This window comes from Litchfieldia alkalitelluris (assembly GCF_002153425.1).
Lineage (GTDB): Bacteria > Bacillota > Bacilli > Bacillales > Salisediminibacteriaceae > Evansella > Evansella alkalicola.
In genome coordinates, this window is sequence record NZ_KZ119600.1 from 3,102,396 (window position 1) to 3,119,347 (window position 16,952).

At 36.5% G+C, this 16,952-nt stretch carries 22 protein-coding genes; 5 read left to right on the plus strand and 17 right to left on the minus strand.

Annotation, left to right across the window (positions count from 1 at the left end):
- Window positions 1–6 precede the first annotated feature (6 nt).
- The 4 genes from fdhF to BW724_RS14970 form a co-directional block, all read right to left on the minus strand.
- Window positions 7–2,130 carry a formate dehydrogenase subunit alpha gene (fdhF, locus tag BW724_RS14955; protein WP_088075989.1) on the minus strand — a complete coding sequence of 708 codons (2,124 nt, stop codon included), beginning with the start codon at window positions 2,128–2,130 and terminating at the stop codon, window positions 7–9.
- A complete protein-coding gene (locus tag BW724_RS14960; protein WP_088075990.1) occupies window positions 2,131–3,273 on the minus strand; it encodes an MFS transporter in 1,143 nt (380 codons plus the stop codon). It lies immediately after the preceding gene.
- A 385-nt stretch (window positions 3,274–3,658) separates the two neighbouring features.
- Window positions 3,659–3,946 (minus strand): HesB/YadR/YfhF family protein, encoded by a 288-nt coding sequence (locus tag BW724_RS14965; protein ID WP_088075991.1) that lies wholly within the window; start codon window positions 3,944–3,946, stop codon window positions 3,659–3,661.
- A gap of 132 nt (window positions 3,947–4,078) precedes the next feature.
- Entirely contained in the window at window positions 4,079–4,408 is a 330-nt protein-coding gene (locus BW724_RS14970; protein WP_088075992.1) for a prenylated flavin chaperone LpdD, read from the minus strand.
- 175 nt (window positions 4,409–4,583) lie between these two features.
- Here BW724_RS14970 and BW724_RS14975 point away from each other — a divergent pair, with 175 nt between their 5' ends.
- Window positions 4,584–4,811: a DUF2249 domain-containing protein gene (locus BW724_RS14975; RefSeq protein ID WP_088075993.1), complete on the plus strand. Its 228-nt coding sequence runs from the start codon at window positions 4,584–4,586 to the stop codon at window positions 4,809–4,811.
- A gap of 142 nt (window positions 4,812–4,953) precedes the next feature.
- Window positions 4,954–5,358, plus strand: a complete 405-nt coding sequence (locus BW724_RS14980) for a hypothetical protein (RefSeq protein ID WP_088075994.1) — start codon at window positions 4,954–4,956, stop codon at window positions 5,356–5,358.
- A gap of 942 nt (window positions 5,359–6,300) precedes the next feature.
- Here the strand turns inward: BW724_RS14980 and BW724_RS14995 are convergent.
- The 7 genes from BW724_RS14995 to ctaG form a co-directional block, all read right to left on the minus strand.
- A complete protein-coding gene (locus BW724_RS14995; RefSeq protein WP_088075997.1) occupies window positions 6,301–7,215 on the minus strand; it encodes a hypothetical protein in 915 nt (304 codons plus the stop codon).
- A gap of 85 nt (window positions 7,216–7,300) precedes the next feature.
- Window positions 7,301–7,537, minus strand: a complete 237-nt coding sequence (gene moaD, locus BW724_RS15000) for a molybdopterin converting factor subunit 1 (protein ID WP_088075998.1) — start codon at window positions 7,535–7,537, stop codon at window positions 7,301–7,303.
- Window positions 7,534–8,007, minus strand: coding sequence for a molybdenum cofactor biosynthesis protein MoaE (locus BW724_RS15005; protein ID WP_088075999.1), 474 nt, complete (start codon window positions 8,005–8,007; stop codon window positions 7,534–7,536). Before BW724_RS15005 ends, moaD begins: the two co-directional genes overlap by 4 nt.
- Window positions 8,008–8,009: 2 nt before the next feature.
- Window positions 8,010–8,552, minus strand: a complete 543-nt coding sequence (gene mobB / locus BW724_RS15010; protein WP_088076000.1) for a molybdopterin-guanine dinucleotide biosynthesis protein B — start codon at window positions 8,550–8,552, stop codon at window positions 8,010–8,012.
- Window positions 8,539–9,846 carry a molybdopterin molybdotransferase MoeA gene (glp, locus tag BW724_RS15015; RefSeq protein ID WP_088076001.1) on the minus strand — a complete coding sequence of 436 codons (1,308 nt, stop codon included), beginning with the start codon at window positions 9,844–9,846 and terminating at the stop codon, window positions 8,539–8,541. Before glp ends, mobB begins: the two co-directional genes overlap by 14 nt.
- A gap of 112 nt (window positions 9,847–9,958) precedes the next feature.
- A complete protein-coding gene (locus tag BW724_RS15020; protein ID WP_088076002.1) occupies window positions 9,959–10,579 on the minus strand; it encodes an SCO family protein in 621 nt (206 codons plus the stop codon).
- Between the two features lie 5 nt (window positions 10,580–10,584).
- Window positions 10,585–11,529 (minus strand): cytochrome c oxidase assembly factor CtaG, encoded by a 945-nt coding sequence (gene ctaG / locus BW724_RS15025; protein WP_088076003.1) that lies wholly within the window; start codon window positions 11,527–11,529, stop codon window positions 10,585–10,587.
- A 229-nt stretch (window positions 11,530–11,758) separates the two neighbouring features.
- On the opposite strand from ctaG, the gene BW724_RS15030 reads away from it, so the two are divergent.
- From BW724_RS15030 to BW724_RS15040, 3 genes are all read left to right on the plus strand, one after another.
- Complete coding sequence (locus tag BW724_RS15030) at window positions 11,759–12,574, plus strand: Cof-type HAD-IIB family hydrolase (RefSeq protein ID WP_088076004.1); 816 nt, start codon at window positions 11,759–11,761, stop codon at window positions 12,572–12,574.
- A gap of 169 nt (window positions 12,575–12,743) precedes the next feature.
- Window positions 12,744–12,977: a DUF3813 domain-containing protein gene (locus BW724_RS15035; protein WP_088076005.1), complete on the plus strand. Its 234-nt coding sequence runs from the start codon at window positions 12,744–12,746 to the stop codon at window positions 12,975–12,977.
- Between the two features lie 101 nt (window positions 12,978–13,078).
- On the plus strand, window positions 13,079–13,546 hold the full coding sequence (locus BW724_RS15040; RefSeq protein ID WP_088077950.1) for a GNAT family N-acetyltransferase: 468 nt from the start codon (window positions 13,079–13,081) through the stop codon (window positions 13,544–13,546).
- 109 nt (window positions 13,547–13,655) lie between these two features.
- Here the strand turns inward: BW724_RS15040 and BW724_RS15045 are convergent, their stop codons facing one another.
- The 6 genes from BW724_RS15045 to BW724_RS15070 all read right to left on the minus strand — a co-directional run bounded on the left by BW724_RS15045 (window position 13,656) and on the right by BW724_RS15070 (window position 16,903).
- The gene (locus tag BW724_RS15045) at window positions 13,656–13,961 is read right to left on the minus strand and encodes an AzlD domain-containing protein (RefSeq protein WP_088076006.1); all 306 of its coding nucleotides are present in this window, start codon (window positions 13,959–13,961) and stop codon (window positions 13,656–13,658) included.
- Complete coding sequence (locus BW724_RS15050; protein ID WP_088076007.1) at window positions 13,958–14,686, minus strand: AzlC family ABC transporter permease; 729 nt, start codon at window positions 14,684–14,686, stop codon at window positions 13,958–13,960. Before BW724_RS15050 ends, BW724_RS15045 begins: the two co-directional genes overlap by 4 nt.
- Window positions 14,687–14,829: 143 nt before the next feature.
- Window positions 14,830–15,375, minus strand: coding sequence for a hemerythrin domain-containing protein (locus BW724_RS15055; RefSeq protein ID WP_176371422.1), 546 nt, complete (start codon window positions 15,373–15,375; stop codon window positions 14,830–14,832).
- Between the two features lie 230 nt (window positions 15,376–15,605).
- Window positions 15,606–15,875 (minus strand): NifU N-terminal domain-containing protein, encoded by a 270-nt coding sequence (locus tag BW724_RS15060; RefSeq protein ID WP_088076009.1) that lies wholly within the window; start codon window positions 15,873–15,875, stop codon window positions 15,606–15,608.
- A 169-nt stretch (window positions 15,876–16,044) separates the two neighbouring features.
- Window positions 16,045–16,182 carry a YjcZ family sporulation protein gene (locus BW724_RS15065; RefSeq protein ID WP_088076010.1) on the minus strand — a complete coding sequence of 46 codons (138 nt, stop codon included), beginning with the start codon at window positions 16,180–16,182 and terminating at the stop codon, window positions 16,045–16,047.
- Between the two features lie 106 nt (window positions 16,183–16,288).
- Complete coding sequence (locus BW724_RS15070; protein WP_088076011.1) at window positions 16,289–16,903, minus strand: hypothetical protein; 615 nt, start codon at window positions 16,901–16,903, stop codon at window positions 16,289–16,291.
- Window positions 16,904–16,952: the final 49 nt, after the last annotated feature.

Here is a 16,952-nt window from a genome sequence, read left to right on the forward strand (position 1 = left end):
TCCTCCTTATACCTTCTTGAGTTTTACGGCACACACTTTAAATTCCGGCATTCTAGATGTAGGGTCTAGGGCTGGATTTGTTAGTTTATTAACAGAAAGTTCTTTCCCCCAGTGATATGGGATAAATACATGATCTTCTCGAATGGCTTTCGTCAATTTCACTTTAACAGTCATGGATCCTCGCTTTGTTTCTAGATAAACATTGTCTCCATCTTGAAGCGCATATTTTGACGCTAGGTGTGGGTGCATTTCAGCATAAGGCTCTGGACATTGTTCCATTAAGAAATCTGTACGCCTCGTTTGACTTCCAGATAAATAATGGAATACAACACGACCTGTTGTTAAAATGTGAGGGAACTCATTAGATGGATTTTCATCTGGCTCCTGCCACTCAACAGCAGCTAAGTTCGCTTTTCCGTCCGGCGTCCCAAAACTCTCCTGAAACATAGTTGGTGTTCCTGGGTGATCCTCAGATGGACATGGCCAGAAAATACCGTCTTCTTTTTCAATTCGCTCATATGTTATACCAGAATAATCAGCTTTCCCACCTTTTGAAGCAACTCTGAACTCTTCAAATATGTCTCTCGGGTTGTTGTAGTTGAAGAAGCTGCCTTTCCCCATTCTTTCTGCAATTAGTTTAAGAATCTCCCAATCTGTTTTGGATTCTCCAATAGGGTCCTTCACTTTTCTGATTCGAATAACACGGCCTTCCAAGTTAGTTGTCGTTCCTTCATCTTCAGCCCAGCTTGATGCAGGTAAGACAACATCTGCAAATTCAGCTGTTTCTGATAAAAAGAAATCACTTACAACCATGAAATCAAGTTTATTAAAACTATCCCAAATATAATTATTGTTCGGTGCTGATACTGCTGGATTACTACAAATCACATGCATGGCACGAATATTTCCTGCTTGAATTTCATCAAACATTTCATATGCTGAAACACCAGCCTTTGGCATTTCTGAAGGATCAATTCCCCAAACACTGGAAACGTATTTCACATGTTCTGGATTGTCTATTTTTCTATAACCAGGAAGAGCATCGGCTTTTTGACCATGTTCACGTCCTCCTTGCCCATTTCCTTGACCAGTAAATGTGGCAACACCTGATGCGAATTTTCCAATTTGTCCCCTTAATAATGCCATCGATGTATATAACGTCACATTGTCAACACCCTTAGCTTGTTGCTCTACACCTCTTGCAAACATCATCACTGAACGTGGAGACTTACCGTATATGTGAGCTGCTTTTACTAATTTTTCAATGGATACCCCTGTAATTTCCGATGTATATTCAGGAGTAAATTTTTCAACGGAAGCCTTTAGCTCTTCATAATTGTTACAGCGCTCGTTAACATACTCCTCATCAACGTAACCCTCTTTAATTATCAAGTGCATCATTCCATTGGCTAACGCTGAATCTGTTCCTGCTTTTAAATCTAAGTGAACATCTGCAATTCTAGCGGTTGGGGTTTCTCTTGGATCTGCAACGATCATTTTTGCACCTTTGTCTCTTGCTTTCCATAACCATTGAATCGTCGTTGGGTGACATTCGGCAGTATTTGTTCCAGCCATAAAAAAGCAGTCCGTATGTTCAAGCTCTGGCCACGGTAAAGTGGAACCTCTGTCTATACCTAGTGTTTTCATAAATCCGCCTGCAGCAGAAGACATACAGAAGCGACCGTTGTAATCTACGAATCTAGTACCAAGTGCAACTCGAGCGTATTTACCAACGAGGTAGCATTTTTCATTTGTCATAGACACGCCGCCAAACACAGACACTGCATCCTTACCATGCTTTCCTTGAAGACTTTTAAAGTTTTTCTCAATTAAATCCAATGCCTCATCCCAAGTACTTTCCACAAATTCACCATTCTTCTTAATAAGTGGTTTCGTAATTCGTTCTGGGTGATCAATCGTTTGATAGGCTGTAACTCCTTTAGGACACATTTTCCCCAGTGTTACTGGCCAGTCATATCTAGGTTCCACACCTACAACTTTCCCTGTCTTTTCATTCAATCTTATGTGCATTCCACATTGCATCCCGCAATAACAACAGTGGGTTGTAATCAGCTTTTCACCTGGGTGCTGTAAATTTTTCACACCTGGTTTTGTAACAAATTCTGTCATTTATTTCTCCCCCTTTACATCTTCATAAAATGTCTCATTACGTTCACGACCGAACCCTGGAATATGGATACCATTATTTGTTTGAACTGGCTCCTCCATCGTTTTACCAAAAGGTGATGGCATATTTAAATGATTCATTACACGAATTTTCCTACGACATGCTGGACAATAATCAGATAATTTATGGCCATCTTGCATTTCAAAGTCAAAGTTTTGTTGGCCTAGTATCGCCTGAACATCTGTAATTTGATCATCGTTCGAATAAAGCTCATCACAGCCAATACAGTTTTTCGTATCGACTCCAACTTCTTCTTGATAGTTCATTGGTACTGCAGTTGCCAGTGGCCTAATCGGAAGATGGAACAGCTTTCCAAATGGAAAATATAATAGGAAAACAACAACGGTAATTTGGTGTATAAGTGCCATTTGTGGGTGCATCCACCCTGATAAAAACTTATATGAAACTGTAAGAACTAATCCACTCACTGTCATTGCAAGCATTAAATATAGTGGGAGCAAATCAAATTCTGCTCTTTCCGTAACTTTTAGATCATTGTTTTTTAATCGACGAGTAATCGCCATAACCAATCCTACTAAAAGCATGGACGACGTAATATTTAAGGCATTGTAGGACATTTCAGCAAAAATACTTTCAGGGTGCATTTTCAATGTTTCAAATCCAAATACAACTACTGCAAATGTACTTGGGTCAACCATCTTAAAAGACATCCAGTTGAATGTTAAAGCAAAAGTAATCGCAAGGGAGCCTATACAACCCCAGGCTATTAGCCAGTGCTGGACACCTCTATAAATACCACGTTTGAAAATATATTTTTGAAGTATAATATTATCCACAAGCGTCGTAACGATCGCTTTCGTATTTCGTTTTTGACGCTTTTTTGTTTTCATATTTTGAAAACTACGTTTAATCATTTGCTGTGTCGCCGGGCGTAACCCCCAGGCAGTTAGCCTAATTGTCATTCCTATAAAAAATATAATAGAGGCAATCATATATCCTGATGATGCCCATTTCACTTTAGTAAATTGACCTGTGCTCATCCAAAGTAAGAAAAATAAAACCATAAGAACGATAAAGGAATACATACTTGCCTTTGAATAAAACGATCTTTCTAACCCCTTCATGGAACTTCCCCCTTTAAACTTCCAAATAAATTATCTCTTTGTATGTGTGTTGTAGTTCTTATTTTAAGAATCAAAACCATAAACCACTGTGCAATTCCTCACACCAACCCTGTGAATTTAATCACACCGCGATAGTAAAAATTAAATGTAAGCGTTATCGTTCTAGTCATACCAATGGGTTGGGGGAAATTCCCTGTGTACTCCAGTTCACAAAACTGTCACTCTTCACAAAACTGTCACTATATATTCAAATAAAGTTCAGGGACCTGTTCCCCGAAATAATTTTCGGGGAACAGGTCCCTGAACTCCTGAAGCAAATTTCCTCACAAAAAAAAGGCTGCTCCCAAGGGTATAAATCAATGGGAACAACCTGCTTATTTTTATTTTAATTATGATGAAATTCTATTTCATCCTTATCTTTATTAAAATTTACTTCAAAGTCTCTGTTTTCAAAATACCATTCATCCTTCTTTTCAATAAAGAAAGTTATATCACCTTTCTTAACTGTCACTCCAGGATCCTCTGGGTTCTTTTTAACGACACCTAATGAAAAACCAGATTGGATGTTGCCACAACCACCGTATCTCACAAAAAATTGAACACCATCACCTGGTTGTGCCCCAAGTTCCGTCTGGAACCATGATAAAGCATTTTCTGTTATATCTATATTCATCTAAAATACCCCCAACATGTTCAAGCTAAAATCATCAATGAGGTCAGGAACCTCACTTGTATGTTTATATTATAACAAATTTACTCTCTATATATAAATGTAAAAGGTGCTCCTATGGAACACCTTTTACATTTAACTTATCGTTTTTAATTTTTGATCAGACATTAATATAAAAAACTTTTCCCAAGTCTTGTTGACTAAGTTATTAATTTCCTCCTTTGTTGCATTATCCACATGAATTCCACCAGAAACAACGACATTTTTATGGAAAGTATTACACCAAACTGTAGCCAACTCTAAAAATAATTGTTCTTCTTTGTGATGTGGAAGTCCATGACTGACTAACTGGACTTGATCATTATTCCACGTTGCAATTACTACTGCTCCAATATGTGGCCTTGTACCTCCTGTAATAACTATAAGGTCATCAGCACCAATTTGTTGAACCTCACATTGAATCATGATCCCTCTCCAATCTTAAAGTACTTTTATATTTATACTTTAACAAAATTTTATAACTAAGTATGTGAAGAGAATCACACCTTTTATCAATTTAAGTGACCTTCATCACTGACCCAACTTGTTAATCTATCATATTCTTATTAGGAAATATATTTTATGTAAGGGGGAAGAAGGAATGTCTTATATTGAATTAGATGTAAGAGAAGATATTGCGTCAAGTAACGATCCTTTTAGTAAAATTATGAAAGCAGTAGATGAACTTAGGGATAATGAGCAGATTTTACTACACACGCCATTCATTCCAGAACCACTATTAAAAGTAATGACATCTAAGGGTTTTGAACATGAAGTCCAAGAGCAAACAAAAGATCACTATACTACACTCTTTTCCAAGAAAATATAGCAAAGATTTATAATAAAAGGACGTTAAAAAGGCTTAGATCTAATCTAGGCTTTTTTATGTTTTGTATAAACATCTAACAGGGTTGTAGAAAACTATGATAAATGTTGGTAAATCGTTTAATATGAATATGAGGTGACCATATATGTTTACAGCGATTTCCGTGTTTGGATATTTAGCTCTTATTGCAGTGCTACTTAACTTTAGTATGTATTTTTTATTTCTTTGGATTAAGAAGAGTAGAAACAAGGTACGACGAAAGCAACTTGCCTCCATAGCAAGGAAATGGATGAAAACACATAGACCAGTAGCATTAATAGCTACACTACTTATTTTTAATCACGGCCTTAGTGTACTTATATATTCAAAGGGGTTCTCAACAAGCATTCCATTCATTACTGGTGCTGTAACAGGAGTAGTTTTTTTAATTCTTCTCGTTACTGGTATCTTTCGTAACCAGAAGGCAACAGGAAAGCGTCGACGATCCCACCTTTTGATGGCGTTCATTTTTATTATTATTTTATCGTTACATATCATAACAACATTTTAATAACAGGCAACAGGCTCCCTTGAAAATAAGTTGTTGAAACAAACTAAAGTCTACTCGCTTTACACATAGTTCAAGGCCGACAGAAACTCCTATTGACTTATAAATATGTTGCAAGTTTCACCGAAAAAGGTAAAATTATGTAGTGTATAGTACTTATATAATAAAAGTGTGCATGTAAAAGAGGTGGGAGATACATGTTATACAAGATAAAAAGTATGATCAAACAAATAGGGGTATTTAAAACCCTCCTTCTATTATTCGGTTTCTTAATAGGTGGCATTATCATTTTACTTACATTAACACTCTTCCTTCTATTTTTTTTGGAAAGAGTGGATAATAGATATTATGAAACTCAAATGCTGCAATTCGTTAACCTCTTTATTTTTTTTCTATTAAATAAAACTATTAAATACTAATTGAACCACCACTAGCCTAAAGGTATAGTGGTTTTACCCTTTAACAAAGCCAATAAAAAAATAGCTACTATGAAGTGTACCTTCGTTAGTAGCTTTTTTTCGTTCATAATGATTGGGGGTCATAATGAACTAAATCCATGCATTTAATTTGGGTTTGTAACGCTCTTATTTGGCAACATGCTGGTTTTGGGGGAACCAGCTTCACTTACGTTGGGTTCTTATTTAAAGGAAGTAAAGCTATGCATCACCGTAAAAAGTGTACTATGAAGAAATTGTTGCCTTCATTTCTGCCTAATAACTCTTCAATAGATGATATAGTCATATTCTACAAGTATTTATGAATTCAAACTGTGAAATAGATCACATTATTATCCCTTAAAAACATTTATATATGAACATTTTATGGATAACTAGACTCTCTATTATTTAAAAATGTTTTTACCATCATCGTGATTTAATGAATTATTAAAAAGGTCACCTGTGGAATGTGTATATCCATTCCACAGGTGACCTCACCTTTACATAACTATTCCACTATTTTTTTTGCATAAATGGCTTCACCAAACAGTTCTTGAACGGATTCGGAATAGTTTACAATACCTACTAACCCTAAATCTTCTGTAAAATAGCGTAGTTCTTCCCTATCCTCATATTCAACTAATAAAGCATTAATTGTAGAATCGTCTGTTAGGAGAGCACTTACATGAGTATTTACTATCACACCGTCATCCCAGCTCGTTCCTTCTTCTAGTGGACCTTGAAGTAATACAAAGTTCATATTAGTGTGATCTAATGCATACATGATTGCTGCATCTATATGACCATCAGAAACTAACTCTTCTAAATCATAGTACTCACCATGTTCTTCATTAGCTTCAAAAACAATACTAGCCTCATGATCATTCACTTTATATAGACGATAAAATCCCATTGCAGTGGAGCCTCCTATAGCTAGGAAATATTCACCGTCCATCTCCCCAATGACTTCCACATACTCTCCAAATCCATCAGGTACACTCCCGCCAACATGGTGTATATATCCAACCTCCATAGGTAGATAAGTAAAAATCGAAACAGAAGTATCTTCTCCATTATCGTCACTATCTGTGTCTGCATCAGGTTCTGTGGTTTCGTTCTCAACTGATTCTCCTGAACCATCGTTAGTAGGCTCACTACTGTCACCATTATCAGTTAACGTGTCATCTTCATTTCCTTCGTTGTCAGAGTTGGTGTCATTATCAACTTCAGCTTCTGTATCATTATCTTGATTGTTTTCATCATTAGAATCACCCACAGAGTTATCTACAACTTCTTCTCCATTATCTTCCTCATCACTATCGTTACCACCATCTATGGTTATATCAATTTCACAGGCCGCAAAAACGAGTACCATTATCATACTTAATAAAATCACTCTGAGTCTCATCAACTGTTTAAGCATGAATTCCACCCCACTATTTAATATGTAATCAAATATTACCAAAACAGTGAGGGAGAATATATTATACTTTCGTATAAAATAATGGCTAACCGCCACTTACTGGAGGAATAAAGGCAATTGTATCTCCACTTTTCACTACAGTATCGCTAGTAGCGTATTCTTCATTGACTGCAGGTAGGGCGTTTTCTATCCCTTTTAATACTGGGTATTCCTCAATTAAGTACTTCTTCACTTCAAGAACTTTCATTTCAGAATTTGAAAGTTCTATTTCCCTTACACCCGCTTTTTCCTCTAAATCTGCAAATAGAAGGACCTTAATCATTCCAATTCCTCCTTTGTAGGACTTCCACTTGGATAAGGTGTTTTTTCCAACTGGTCTCCAATCCATTCTTCCCCATCTTCCCAGTGCTCTTTCTTCCAAATCGGGACAATCTCCTTTATTCGTTCAATAGCATATCGACTAGCAGTGTAAGAATCAGCGCGATGAGGTGTAGACACAGCAATAACAACTGCAATATCACATATAGCTAATTCTCCAATTCTATGAGTAATCGCTACTTTTGCTTCAGGAAAATCTTTTAAAATCTCTTCCCCGATTTGTTGTAACTTTTTTTCTGCCATTGGTACATAAGCGTCATATTTTAAATATAATGTCTTCTTCCCTTTTGTCATTTCTCGAACTGTACCAATAAATGTATTAATTGCACCTGCATTTCGGTCCATCACTTTATCTACTACTTCTTGAATACTTATTTCCTTGTCTGTAATGACAAAACCTTTTTGTAAAGCCAAAATCAAGATTCCTCCTTCTTAACAAACCATGACATCAACCAATTCATATATTGCTTTTCCTCTTCAATATGAAAAACGTTCGTAAACCGTTCTTTTACTTTATCAACATCTTCCTTTTTCCAACAAATAACACCTTCTACTTGATTACAATGATCCAATAACTTATAATCTTCATCTCTTCCGCGCAATAACAAAACTTTAGGATATCCCTCAGACTTAAACCCTTCTACGATAATCACATCTGGAGATATAAACTTGTAAAACTCAATTAACTGATCAAGTGAAAGCTCACCAGCTCCATTTAAGTTTAACTGAATTTCCATCTGACTTGCTATGAGGGAACCAATCGCTCCTGCTTTCTGATGCTTGGTACTATCAGCATCCTCAACCTTTTTTAATGGATCTGAATGACCATGGTGCTTTATAGTAACCACCTGGACACCAGCAGCAGTTAAAGACTTAACCCATTTCGTTATGATAGTCGTTTTCCCACTGTTAGAAAAACCAACAACTTGAAAGATAGAAGGTACTTTATGCGTCATCATTACTTTTCTTAACCCTCAACTTCTCTGGATCTTTAAAAGGATCCTTTGTTCCTTCTCTAAATAATAGTAGAATATCAACTTCATCTCCAGCTTTATATCCCCTAGTACCACCTGGAACTGCGACAAGGGCATCGGAATGAGCCAAGGAAGTTACTACTTGTGATTTATCCATCCCAACTGGGGACGCAGTAATCTTACCACCTTCAAAAGATATTTTACTTCTTATAAATCGAGTAAATGGATTTGGCTTAGGAAAATCTTCTGTTAATGTACCTTTTACCCATTCTGTAAAAGGCTTATCAGAATGGAGGAAAGTCTTCACCCAAGGACGAGTATACAACTCAAAACCTACGAAGCAAGCAGAAGGGTTTCCTGATAATCCAAATAAAAGCTTCCCATCTTTTTCTGCAACAGTAGTTACACTACCTGGTCGCATCGCAATTTTATTAAATAGTACATTTGCACCTAGCTTTTGATATATTTCAGGTAAATAATCAAAATCTCCTACAGATACACCACCTGTAGTTATTAATGCATCAACTTTATCTAAAGTGTTTTTCACAGCATCGTAACATTGATCAAAATCGTCTGCTAGCTGACCATAATAAACTGCTTCTGCACCTGCCTGATGGACTTGTGTTTTTATCATATATGCATTACTGTTTCTAATTTTTCCAGGAACAAGCTCTTCATCAACCTCTAATAGTTCAGTGCCAGTTGCATAAATTCCTATTACTGGTTTCTTAACAACAGGAACTTCACTATAGCCAAATGTTGCTAAAACAGCAATTACACCTGCATGAATCTTTGTTCCCGCTTCTAATAAAACGTCACCTTTCTTTGTTTCCTCTCCTTCAAATGAGACAAAGTCCCCTTTCTTAAAAGGGCGCTTTAATTCTATCCACGTTTTCCCATCCTCTTCAATCTCATTCGTAAGTTCGAACATCGCAATCGCATCACATTCCTCCGGCATCATAGTTCCTGTCATAACACGAACTGCTTGTCCAGCCTTAACTTCCCGTTTAGCTAGGTTGCCTGCCCCCACTGTTTCGATCACTTCGAGTCTTACGGGATTTTCAGGACTTGCACTAGCTGTATCCTCACTAATTACTGCAAAACCATCTAGGGGAGTTCGATCAAACGATGGGATGTTATGGTCTGCTACAACGGCTTTCCCTAAATATCTCCCTTCCGCATCATCAATGTTTATGTATTCTATTTCCCCTTTTTTGCAAAACTGCATCACACGTTTTATTGCTTCACTAACTTTTATTGCAGTACGCTCTTCAAACATCATATATCCCCCTCTTATTACAATCCCCAGTATTAATTAATAAACATTCAATAAAAAAAGTGCCAAAAAGTATATTTTCTTTTTGACACTAATGATTATAGCTTCAATTAAATTAATTCACAACATCGATCAAGTCAGCAATAGATGCATCCAAATCAAAATCAGCATCCCCATCATACATCCTGACAATTATTCCTTCTGGATTTACAAGAAAAAATCGAGTAGGGTGAGCTATATCATTTTGATCTGGGATCCTTGTAACTGGTAGCTTAAATGTTTTTAAAGCAAAATCTTCAATTTCGTCCTGAGAATAACCCGTCACAAATTGCCAATTACTCAGTTCAGCTTCGTAAGCATCTGCATATTCAAGAAGCTGCTCTGGTGAGTCGAAATCAGGATCGACAGTAAAGGAAACAATCTGTACATCTAAATTATTTTCTAAAATACCATCCTGCAAAGCTACCATATTTGGAGTCATAGTCATACAAACAGTTGGACATCTTGTAAATATCGTTTTCGTTAACCACCATTGCCCTTCCATTTGATCAACATTCCAATCTTCCCCATCTTGATTGACAGCCGATATGTCAGCTACTTCCCATGGTTCTTCAACACCTGAAACATCCGTCACAGGATCTCGACCTTTAGGTTCTGGATCACCATATAGAAAGCTACATCCTTGGAGTAAAAAGACTATCCCTAAAGCGAATAGTATCAATCTTAAATTAGACATTTTCCTCATCCCTCTTTCAAATTAACCAAATCATTCCCACGAACAATCTCCATATCATATTCTTTATGAGTAGTGGAGTCATTTGTAGCTTTATCCCTATTCATCCATTGTTTAAAGACATAACCGATGGCCACACCATATACAAGCTCCTGAATAACCTTCATAGATGCACCGCCTAGTTGCTGGTCGTGTAATGGAGATAACGGAGCTATTGACTGAGAACCAGTTGTAAAGAGTTCATATGGAATCTGTGCCCCAGCAGGTAAACAATAGCTAATTGCTAGTGCCCATGTAGCAGGGTCCGTATAAGTCGCATACAATGGCGATCCTGCAAAAATGATAAGTACACAGGCAGGAGTAAATAGAGCTCCGCTCGCAAACATGTACCCTACCTTTTTTAACTCTGACATATCATATTTTGTAACCATTCTAGGCAGTAAATGCCACCACATGAGTAATGCAGCGAACAACATTCCTAATTGGTATACGTTGTGCCACCCCTCATTTGTGAGAAGTGTGTCAAAGGTAAAGGGAAGATGGTAAAAAGAGATCATAGCATTGAATAGCACAAGCCCTAAAATTGGAAATCCAACGATTGTAAATATCCCCCTAAGTACTTTAAACTGCCTAAAATATTCGAAAAACCATGTAGGGAGTCCGAGTAACAATAAAGGTGGAGTGATTAAATAAACAATGGCCATTGAGAGCATGTGCATGCTTAACATTAAATGTCCTAATACATATAATGGCCCTCCAAACCCAAAATAGATCCCTAAAAGTCCGAGATGAAAGTAGACCTTCCTACGTGTTGGGACAGGCTCAGCATTAGTGAACTTATTCCTCAATGGTCCAATAAGCCAAAAGTATAAAAAACTAATAAGTCCCAGAACAATAATCAACTCTGGCGTCCAAATGGTTCTTGCAGTGAACGAAGAAAAAAATAATTCCACGTTCCCACCTCCTTGCATAATTAGAAAAAGAAAAGTAAGAAAAATTTTACAGTTTGTACTTATTCTTGCATTTTGAGCCACACTTATACTAAAACTTATCTGCAATTTAATTAGAAAAAGATAAGATCTATTTATCACCATTATTAAGTATAGTATATTTATAACATGTTTTCATTGTAAAACCCATGTATTTGCTTGGTATGTTTTACTATTTGAAAGGAGCTTGGATATGCAACCTCACCTCATAGCCGTAGATCTTGACGGAACATTATTAACAGATGATAAAGAAATAAGCCTACGTAACCATAAAGCCATAAGGAAAATAAGGGATCTAGGACATAAAGTAGTTATTTCTACTGGAAGGCCTTATCGGGCAAGTAAGAGTTATTATGAAGAACTTATGCTAGATTCCCCGATCGTTAATTTTAACGGTGCCTTTGTACACCATCCTATAAGCAGAACTTCTTTTAAAGCGAAACACACGCCTCTTGATAATAAATTGGCAAAAATAATTATAGAGACATGTGAGGCATTTCATGTAACCAATATAATGGTTGAAATTATGGATGAATACTACTTAAGATATAGAAACAAAGGTTTTTCAGATGCCTTTACTTTAGGGCAATCACCTGTAGATTATGGAAATCTATACACTTTACTTACTGAAGATCCAACCTCTATACTTATTCATCCTGACGAAAAAAATCATGCATCATTGAAAAGTCTTTTAAAGAGCGCTCATGCAGAAGTAATTGAACAGCGCTCCTGGGGTGCTCCTTGGCATGTCATCGAGATCGTTAAGTCAGGAGTAAATAAAGCAGTTGGACTAAAGAAAATTGCTGACTATTATAATATTCCTCAAGAGCGAGTAATTGCTTTTGGCGATGAGGATAATGATCTTGAAATGCTTGAATATGCACGATATGGGGTAGCAATGAAAAATGCTATAGATGATTTAAAATCTGTTGCAAACGAACAAACATTAACTAATGAGGAAGATGGGGTAGCCCACTATTTAGAAGAGCACTTTAATCTAAAGTCATAACACTCGTGTATAACAGAATAGCAAATCAATTTGTAAAAACTGTCACCAAATAGGGGGACAGTTTTTTCATGTTTACACGTCATTATGCGCACCCTAATACAGACCTTGTTGAGAGGACAATGAAGTATCTAACTAGCAAATACTTAAATTAAAATTGGAGGTTATTAAGATGGCAAATCGTTTTTTTCAAGAGGCACGAGAAGCAGTAGAAGAAGCACAGCAAGCTATTCAGAGTACTACTACCCCTCTAGAACAGGATGAAACAGAACAGAAAATAAAGCGTGCAAAACAGGCGATTTCACAGGCTTATGCTGATTCAACTTTGGCAGAAAGAAGACAAATAATGGATTTGCAACAAACTTTATATGAATTCGCTGAAGAATTTTCGACGGAGGACAAGTAAAAAAACGTCCTATTCAGAGAGTTTCTTCACTCCAAAAACATTTATTGAAGGATTTCCCCTATTCTTATGGAAGATATAGTGGAATGGGGGGAAGTAAAGGTATGAAAGTATTTAAAGTTTGTAAGGATTCACCGGGGGATATGCAACAATCTATATGCAATGTTATGTTAGAGCAAATGAATGCATTAACTGAACACGTTACAGAGGAAGCCCTATTGAAATCAATCCAATTAGCATTCCAAGAAGATTCTGGCACTGAGTTTTTTGTAGCAGAAATAAATGGAAATATTGTTGGATGCGCGTTTTTAAATTCAGGAATTAGCCTTGATAAAGGTGGTCCATATATTTGGTTAAATGATCTATACGTTTTGAAGAAGTATAGAAAACAAGGGATAGCACGAAATATTTTATTAAATGTGCTATATTGGGCAGAACAAGAAGGATTCAACGGGATTGAACTAGAAACAGGGGTAAATAATATCGCTACAAAGAAGTTATATAATTCATTGGGATTTTATGATATCGTGTCAAAACGTTATGGTAGACAGCTAAAAAATTCACCATACTAATAAATTACAATTGACTCGTTTTCCGTGGGAAGCCGGTAAATAAACATAGCCACGGAGAGCGAGTCAAATAGTTGTGATGAAATGGCAATAAAGTATTTTCACGGTATTTTTAAAAGAAGATAGTAAAGATAGAGAGTGCTCCTATAGCTCCCCCAACCACAACAATTAATGGCGTTCCAATATAAGCAAGTATTATAGCTACAAATCCTCCCAAAAGACCGAAAAGAAGGTTTTCATGTACATAAATAATACCAGGAAAAATGAGGGCTCCTAAAACAGCATATGGGACTCTCGAAAGCATGCGCTTTGACCAAGCTGGCCAGTTTTCCGTTTTCAACAAAACGAGGGGCATTAATCGAGGGATATATGTAACAACTCCCATACCTATAATCATCCAGAACATCGCCATACTCATTCCGTAACATCCCCCTTTAAAACAAATCGCTCTGTGAGTTCATAAACAGATACTGCAGCAATGGTGGCAAACATGATCGCCCATCCTGTAGATAGCCATATTGCAAAAAATACATGAAATAGTCCACCTAATAAAGCTAATATAATGACAATTTTACCTTCTTTTTTAATCGATGGTATTAAAAGGGCAATAAAAAGAGCATATAATGCAATTGCCATACTCTCCTGAAGAAACCACGGTAAAATGGCTCCTGCAAAGAAGCCAACAGCCGTAAATGAAACCCAACTAGTATAAGCCATTATTGCTGTTCCAAGTATATAACCAGGCTTAATAGGTGGGGTTTTCGTGGAGGCTACTGCAAAAACTTCGTCAGTAAGTCCAAATGCGTAAAGAGCTCTCATCTTTTTTGATGATTTTTCAGCCCTTTCATGAATAGAGGCACTCATAAGTAAATGTCGAAAATTTACAATAAATGTTGCTGCGATTATTTCTAATGCAGTAGAACCAACAGCAATCATAGATAAGGCCATATATTGTGAGGCTCCTGCGAAGACAATCATACTCATAAGTACTGATTCTGAAACAGCAAGCCCCGTTGACCCTGCTATCAGGCCAAAAGTTAACGCAACCGGCATATAGCCAATTGCTATAGGGATTCCATCTAATAAGCCTTTTTTCAAAGGAGAAATCACAAGATTCTCATATGTATCAGTTACGTTTTCCAAGGATATCCCCCCACTCTAATTAACATTTAACATTTATTTTACTCCTATAGTATGAATTCTTTCAAGAATTTAGTTCGGTAAAGGAGAAAAGAAAATAAACGAAAAAAATAGCCCTAAAGGAAGATTCCCTTTAAGACTACCCTTTAACCTGCTTTAACTTTTCCAAAAGATTGAAGCAAAAATTGTTTTTCCTCATTAGTCAGCATATTTTCTGCTAATGGAAATAATATTTCCTCTTCTTTTAGAAAGTGGTCTGTTAATGTGTGAAAAAGAACAGACACATAATAGGCAAGTTCTCGTACACTTTCTTCTTCACCAGTAAACTCTGAATATTTCTGTAAAAATAACGTAATATGTCTCGTTACGTGATTATGCTCCTCTTGCATTACTGCTATTGGTCCACCATCATCACCTAAGTGTTTCGATATCATTTGAAAGAGATACATCTCTTCCTTATTTGAATGTGGCTGTAAAACTTTAATAAAAGAATTAAACTGTAGGTTAAGTTTTTCTGCTATCTCCATTCGATCAAGTCGTTTTGGATCATAGGCTAATAAGGAAGCTGTTTGATATAAGCGATCCAGATCATTCCTTAAGGGTTCATGTTCGTCTAATAATAATTGCAATGCGTCACAATATATATCTGGTTTTTGAAATCCAGAAGTGAGACACCCTTGATAACTTTCCATTGCTCCCCCTCCTTCACTTTTTTGCATGAGTATTTTATGGTTAATAACATTTATAAGTCTGTTTGTTTAATCTTATCTTATATACTTTATAACATGATCGCGGTGATTTTATTCACACTTTTAGGAGGTTTCACAAGATGGTCACACTGTTAATTCTTAAATTTGTAATATTTCGGTTGAAATATGAAAAAGCCACTTCGATGTGAAGTAGCTTTGACTTAGTTCAAATATTATTCGTATGCTTTTTGAAATGCTTCCTCAATTTTAGGTAAGAGGGCATCCCACTCAGCATCCATTTCTTTATTAACAGTTACAAAATCTTGAAAGCCAAAAATATTGTCTACACCCTCAATTTGTAAGAGTTCTTTTGCTAATGAGTGGTCAGTCTCTTCCCCTTTCTTAAAAGACGCGCTACCAGTACCTTCAAACAGTACTTGGTTAGCAGTAAACTTCATTGCATTTGGATTTGGGGTTGCTTCTGCCCTAACTTCGATTGCCATAACTATTCCTCCTTTTATGTACTATCGTTATCATAACATGTCCAAGGAATAAAAATAAAATACTAAGAAAAGCAGAAGTAATTCAATCAAAGAATCCTAGTACTAATTTAGACTTATTAAAAAGACTGCCCTATTGTTTTCACACAGATAAGACAGTCCCTTTCCATCATTAATACCCCACAAAAGCAGCTCCAAGAATAGCTAATAAAATAAATAGAACTAATACTAACGCAAAGCCACCGATAAATCCACCTGCTGGTGCAGCTGGGTAGCAGCCATACGCCCCTGGATATCCGTAACCGTACATCCCCTTCACCTCCAGCTGATAAGTAAGTACACTTATATGGTATGGAGATGCTGAGTTACTGGACTGGACAGATGTTTAGTTTTTAATTATTTTTAAAGTTTTAGTTTTAAATTTTTTGACCTTCCACGTCCTTTAGGCGTTTCTGCTCCACGGATAATGTTCGAAGTTCTTCTTTAAGTCTTGTAATTTCTTGTGTATCTTCTTTTTCCAAAGCTTCAACAAGCTCCATCAAAAGGTAGTCAATCTCTCTTGATATGATATATGCTTTAACTTCTGGGTCTACACCTTCCATCTTATCCTTACTTTTCCTTACTGTCCGGTATGACCCCATCTCAGCTTTTTCACCTCCACCTATTTTCATAACTGAAACAATCTTGCCCTTATCAAAACAGCTGACATAGATCCATCCGCCTGTAGCAGTTTTTACAATCGCCCTTCCTCTTGTTTCCGTTATTAACTCTTCTAGTAATATGGCTAAGTCTTCCATGCATATAGACAATTCATTTAATTGAATTACCGTTAAATTCTCATTAGGTCTTTTTATGGGGATCATTACCTGACCTTCTTGGGATTTAATGACCAATTCTACTGTATCCTTTTCATGTCGCCATGAAATACGGAACTGTGCTTGGAGCAGTTTATGAATAAAGGATTTCAGTGCTGGTCGTGGTAATTCCACAAACAAGTCTTGGAACTCAGCCTGGAAGCAATTATCCTTCATGACCACGCTCCTTTCCTTTTTCTTATAGATATCGTATGTAATGAAGGAT

What these genes read in the sequence shown, in the direction of transcription:
- fdhF (WP_088075989.1), bottom strand. Translation starts at nt 2,130, where the DNA reads ATGACAGAATTTGTTACAAAACCAGGTGTGAAAAATTTACAGCACCCA.
- BW724_RS14960 (WP_088075990.1), bottom strand. Translation starts at nt 3,273, where the DNA reads ATGAAGGGGTTAGAAAGATCGTTTTATTCAAAGGCAAGTATGTATTCC.
- BW724_RS14965 (WP_088075991.1), bottom strand. Translation starts at nt 3,946, where the DNA reads ATGAATATAGATATAACAGAAAATGCTTTATCATGGTTCCAGACGGAA.
- BW724_RS14970 (WP_088075992.1), bottom strand. Translation starts at nt 4,408, where the DNA reads ATGATTCAATGTGAGGTTCAACAAATTGGTGCTGATGACCTTATAGTT.
- BW724_RS14975 (WP_088075993.1), top strand. Translation starts at nt 4,584, where the DNA reads ATGTCTTATATTGAATTAGATGTAAGAGAAGATATTGCGTCAAGTAAC.
- BW724_RS14980 (WP_088075994.1), top strand. Translation starts at nt 4,954, where the DNA reads ATGTTTACAGCGATTTCCGTGTTTGGATATTTAGCTCTTATTGCAGTG.
- BW724_RS14995 (WP_088075997.1), bottom strand. Translation starts at nt 7,215, where the DNA reads ATGCTTAAACAGTTGATGAGACTCAGAGTGATTTTATTAAGTATGATA.
- moaD (WP_088075998.1), bottom strand. Translation starts at nt 7,537, where the DNA reads ATGATTAAGGTCCTTCTATTTGCAGATTTAGAGGAAAAAGCGGGTGTA.
- mobB (WP_088076000.1), bottom strand. Translation starts at nt 8,552, where the DNA reads ATGATGACGCATAAAGTACCTTCTATCTTTCAAGTTGTTGGTTTTTCT.
- glp (WP_088076001.1), bottom strand. Translation starts at nt 9,846, where the DNA reads ATGTTTGAAGAGCGTACTGCAATAAAAGTTAGTGAAGCAATAAAACGT.
- BW724_RS15020 (WP_088076002.1), bottom strand. Translation starts at nt 10,579, where the DNA reads ATGTCTAATTTAAGATTGATACTATTCGCTTTAGGGATAGTCTTTTTA.
- BW724_RS15030 (WP_088076004.1), top strand. Translation starts at nt 11,759, where the DNA reads ATGCAACCTCACCTCATAGCCGTAGATCTTGACGGAACATTATTAACA.
- BW724_RS15035 (WP_088076005.1), top strand. Translation starts at nt 12,744, where the DNA reads ATGGCAAATCGTTTTTTTCAAGAGGCACGAGAAGCAGTAGAAGAAGCA.
- BW724_RS15040 (WP_088077950.1), top strand. Translation starts at nt 13,079, where the DNA reads ATGAAAGTATTTAAAGTTTGTAAGGATTCACCGGGGGATATGCAACAA.
- BW724_RS15045 (WP_088076006.1), bottom strand. Translation starts at nt 13,961, where the DNA reads ATGAGTATGGCGATGTTCTGGATGATTATAGGTATGGGAGTTGTTACA.
- BW724_RS15055 (WP_176371422.1), bottom strand. Translation starts at nt 15,375, where the DNA reads ATGGAAAGTTATCAAGGGTGTCTCACTTCTGGATTTCAAAAACCAGAT.
- BW724_RS15060 (WP_088076009.1), bottom strand. Translation starts at nt 15,875, where the DNA reads ATGGCAATCGAAGTTAGGGCAGAAGCAACCCCAAATCCAAATGCAATG.
- BW724_RS15065 (WP_088076010.1), bottom strand. Translation starts at nt 16,182, where the DNA reads ATGTACGGTTACGGATATCCAGGGGCGTATGGCTGCTACCCAGCTGCA.
- BW724_RS15070 (WP_088076011.1), bottom strand. Translation starts at nt 16,903, where the DNA reads ATGAAGGATAATTGCTTCCAGGCTGAGTTCCAAGACTTGTTTGTGGAA.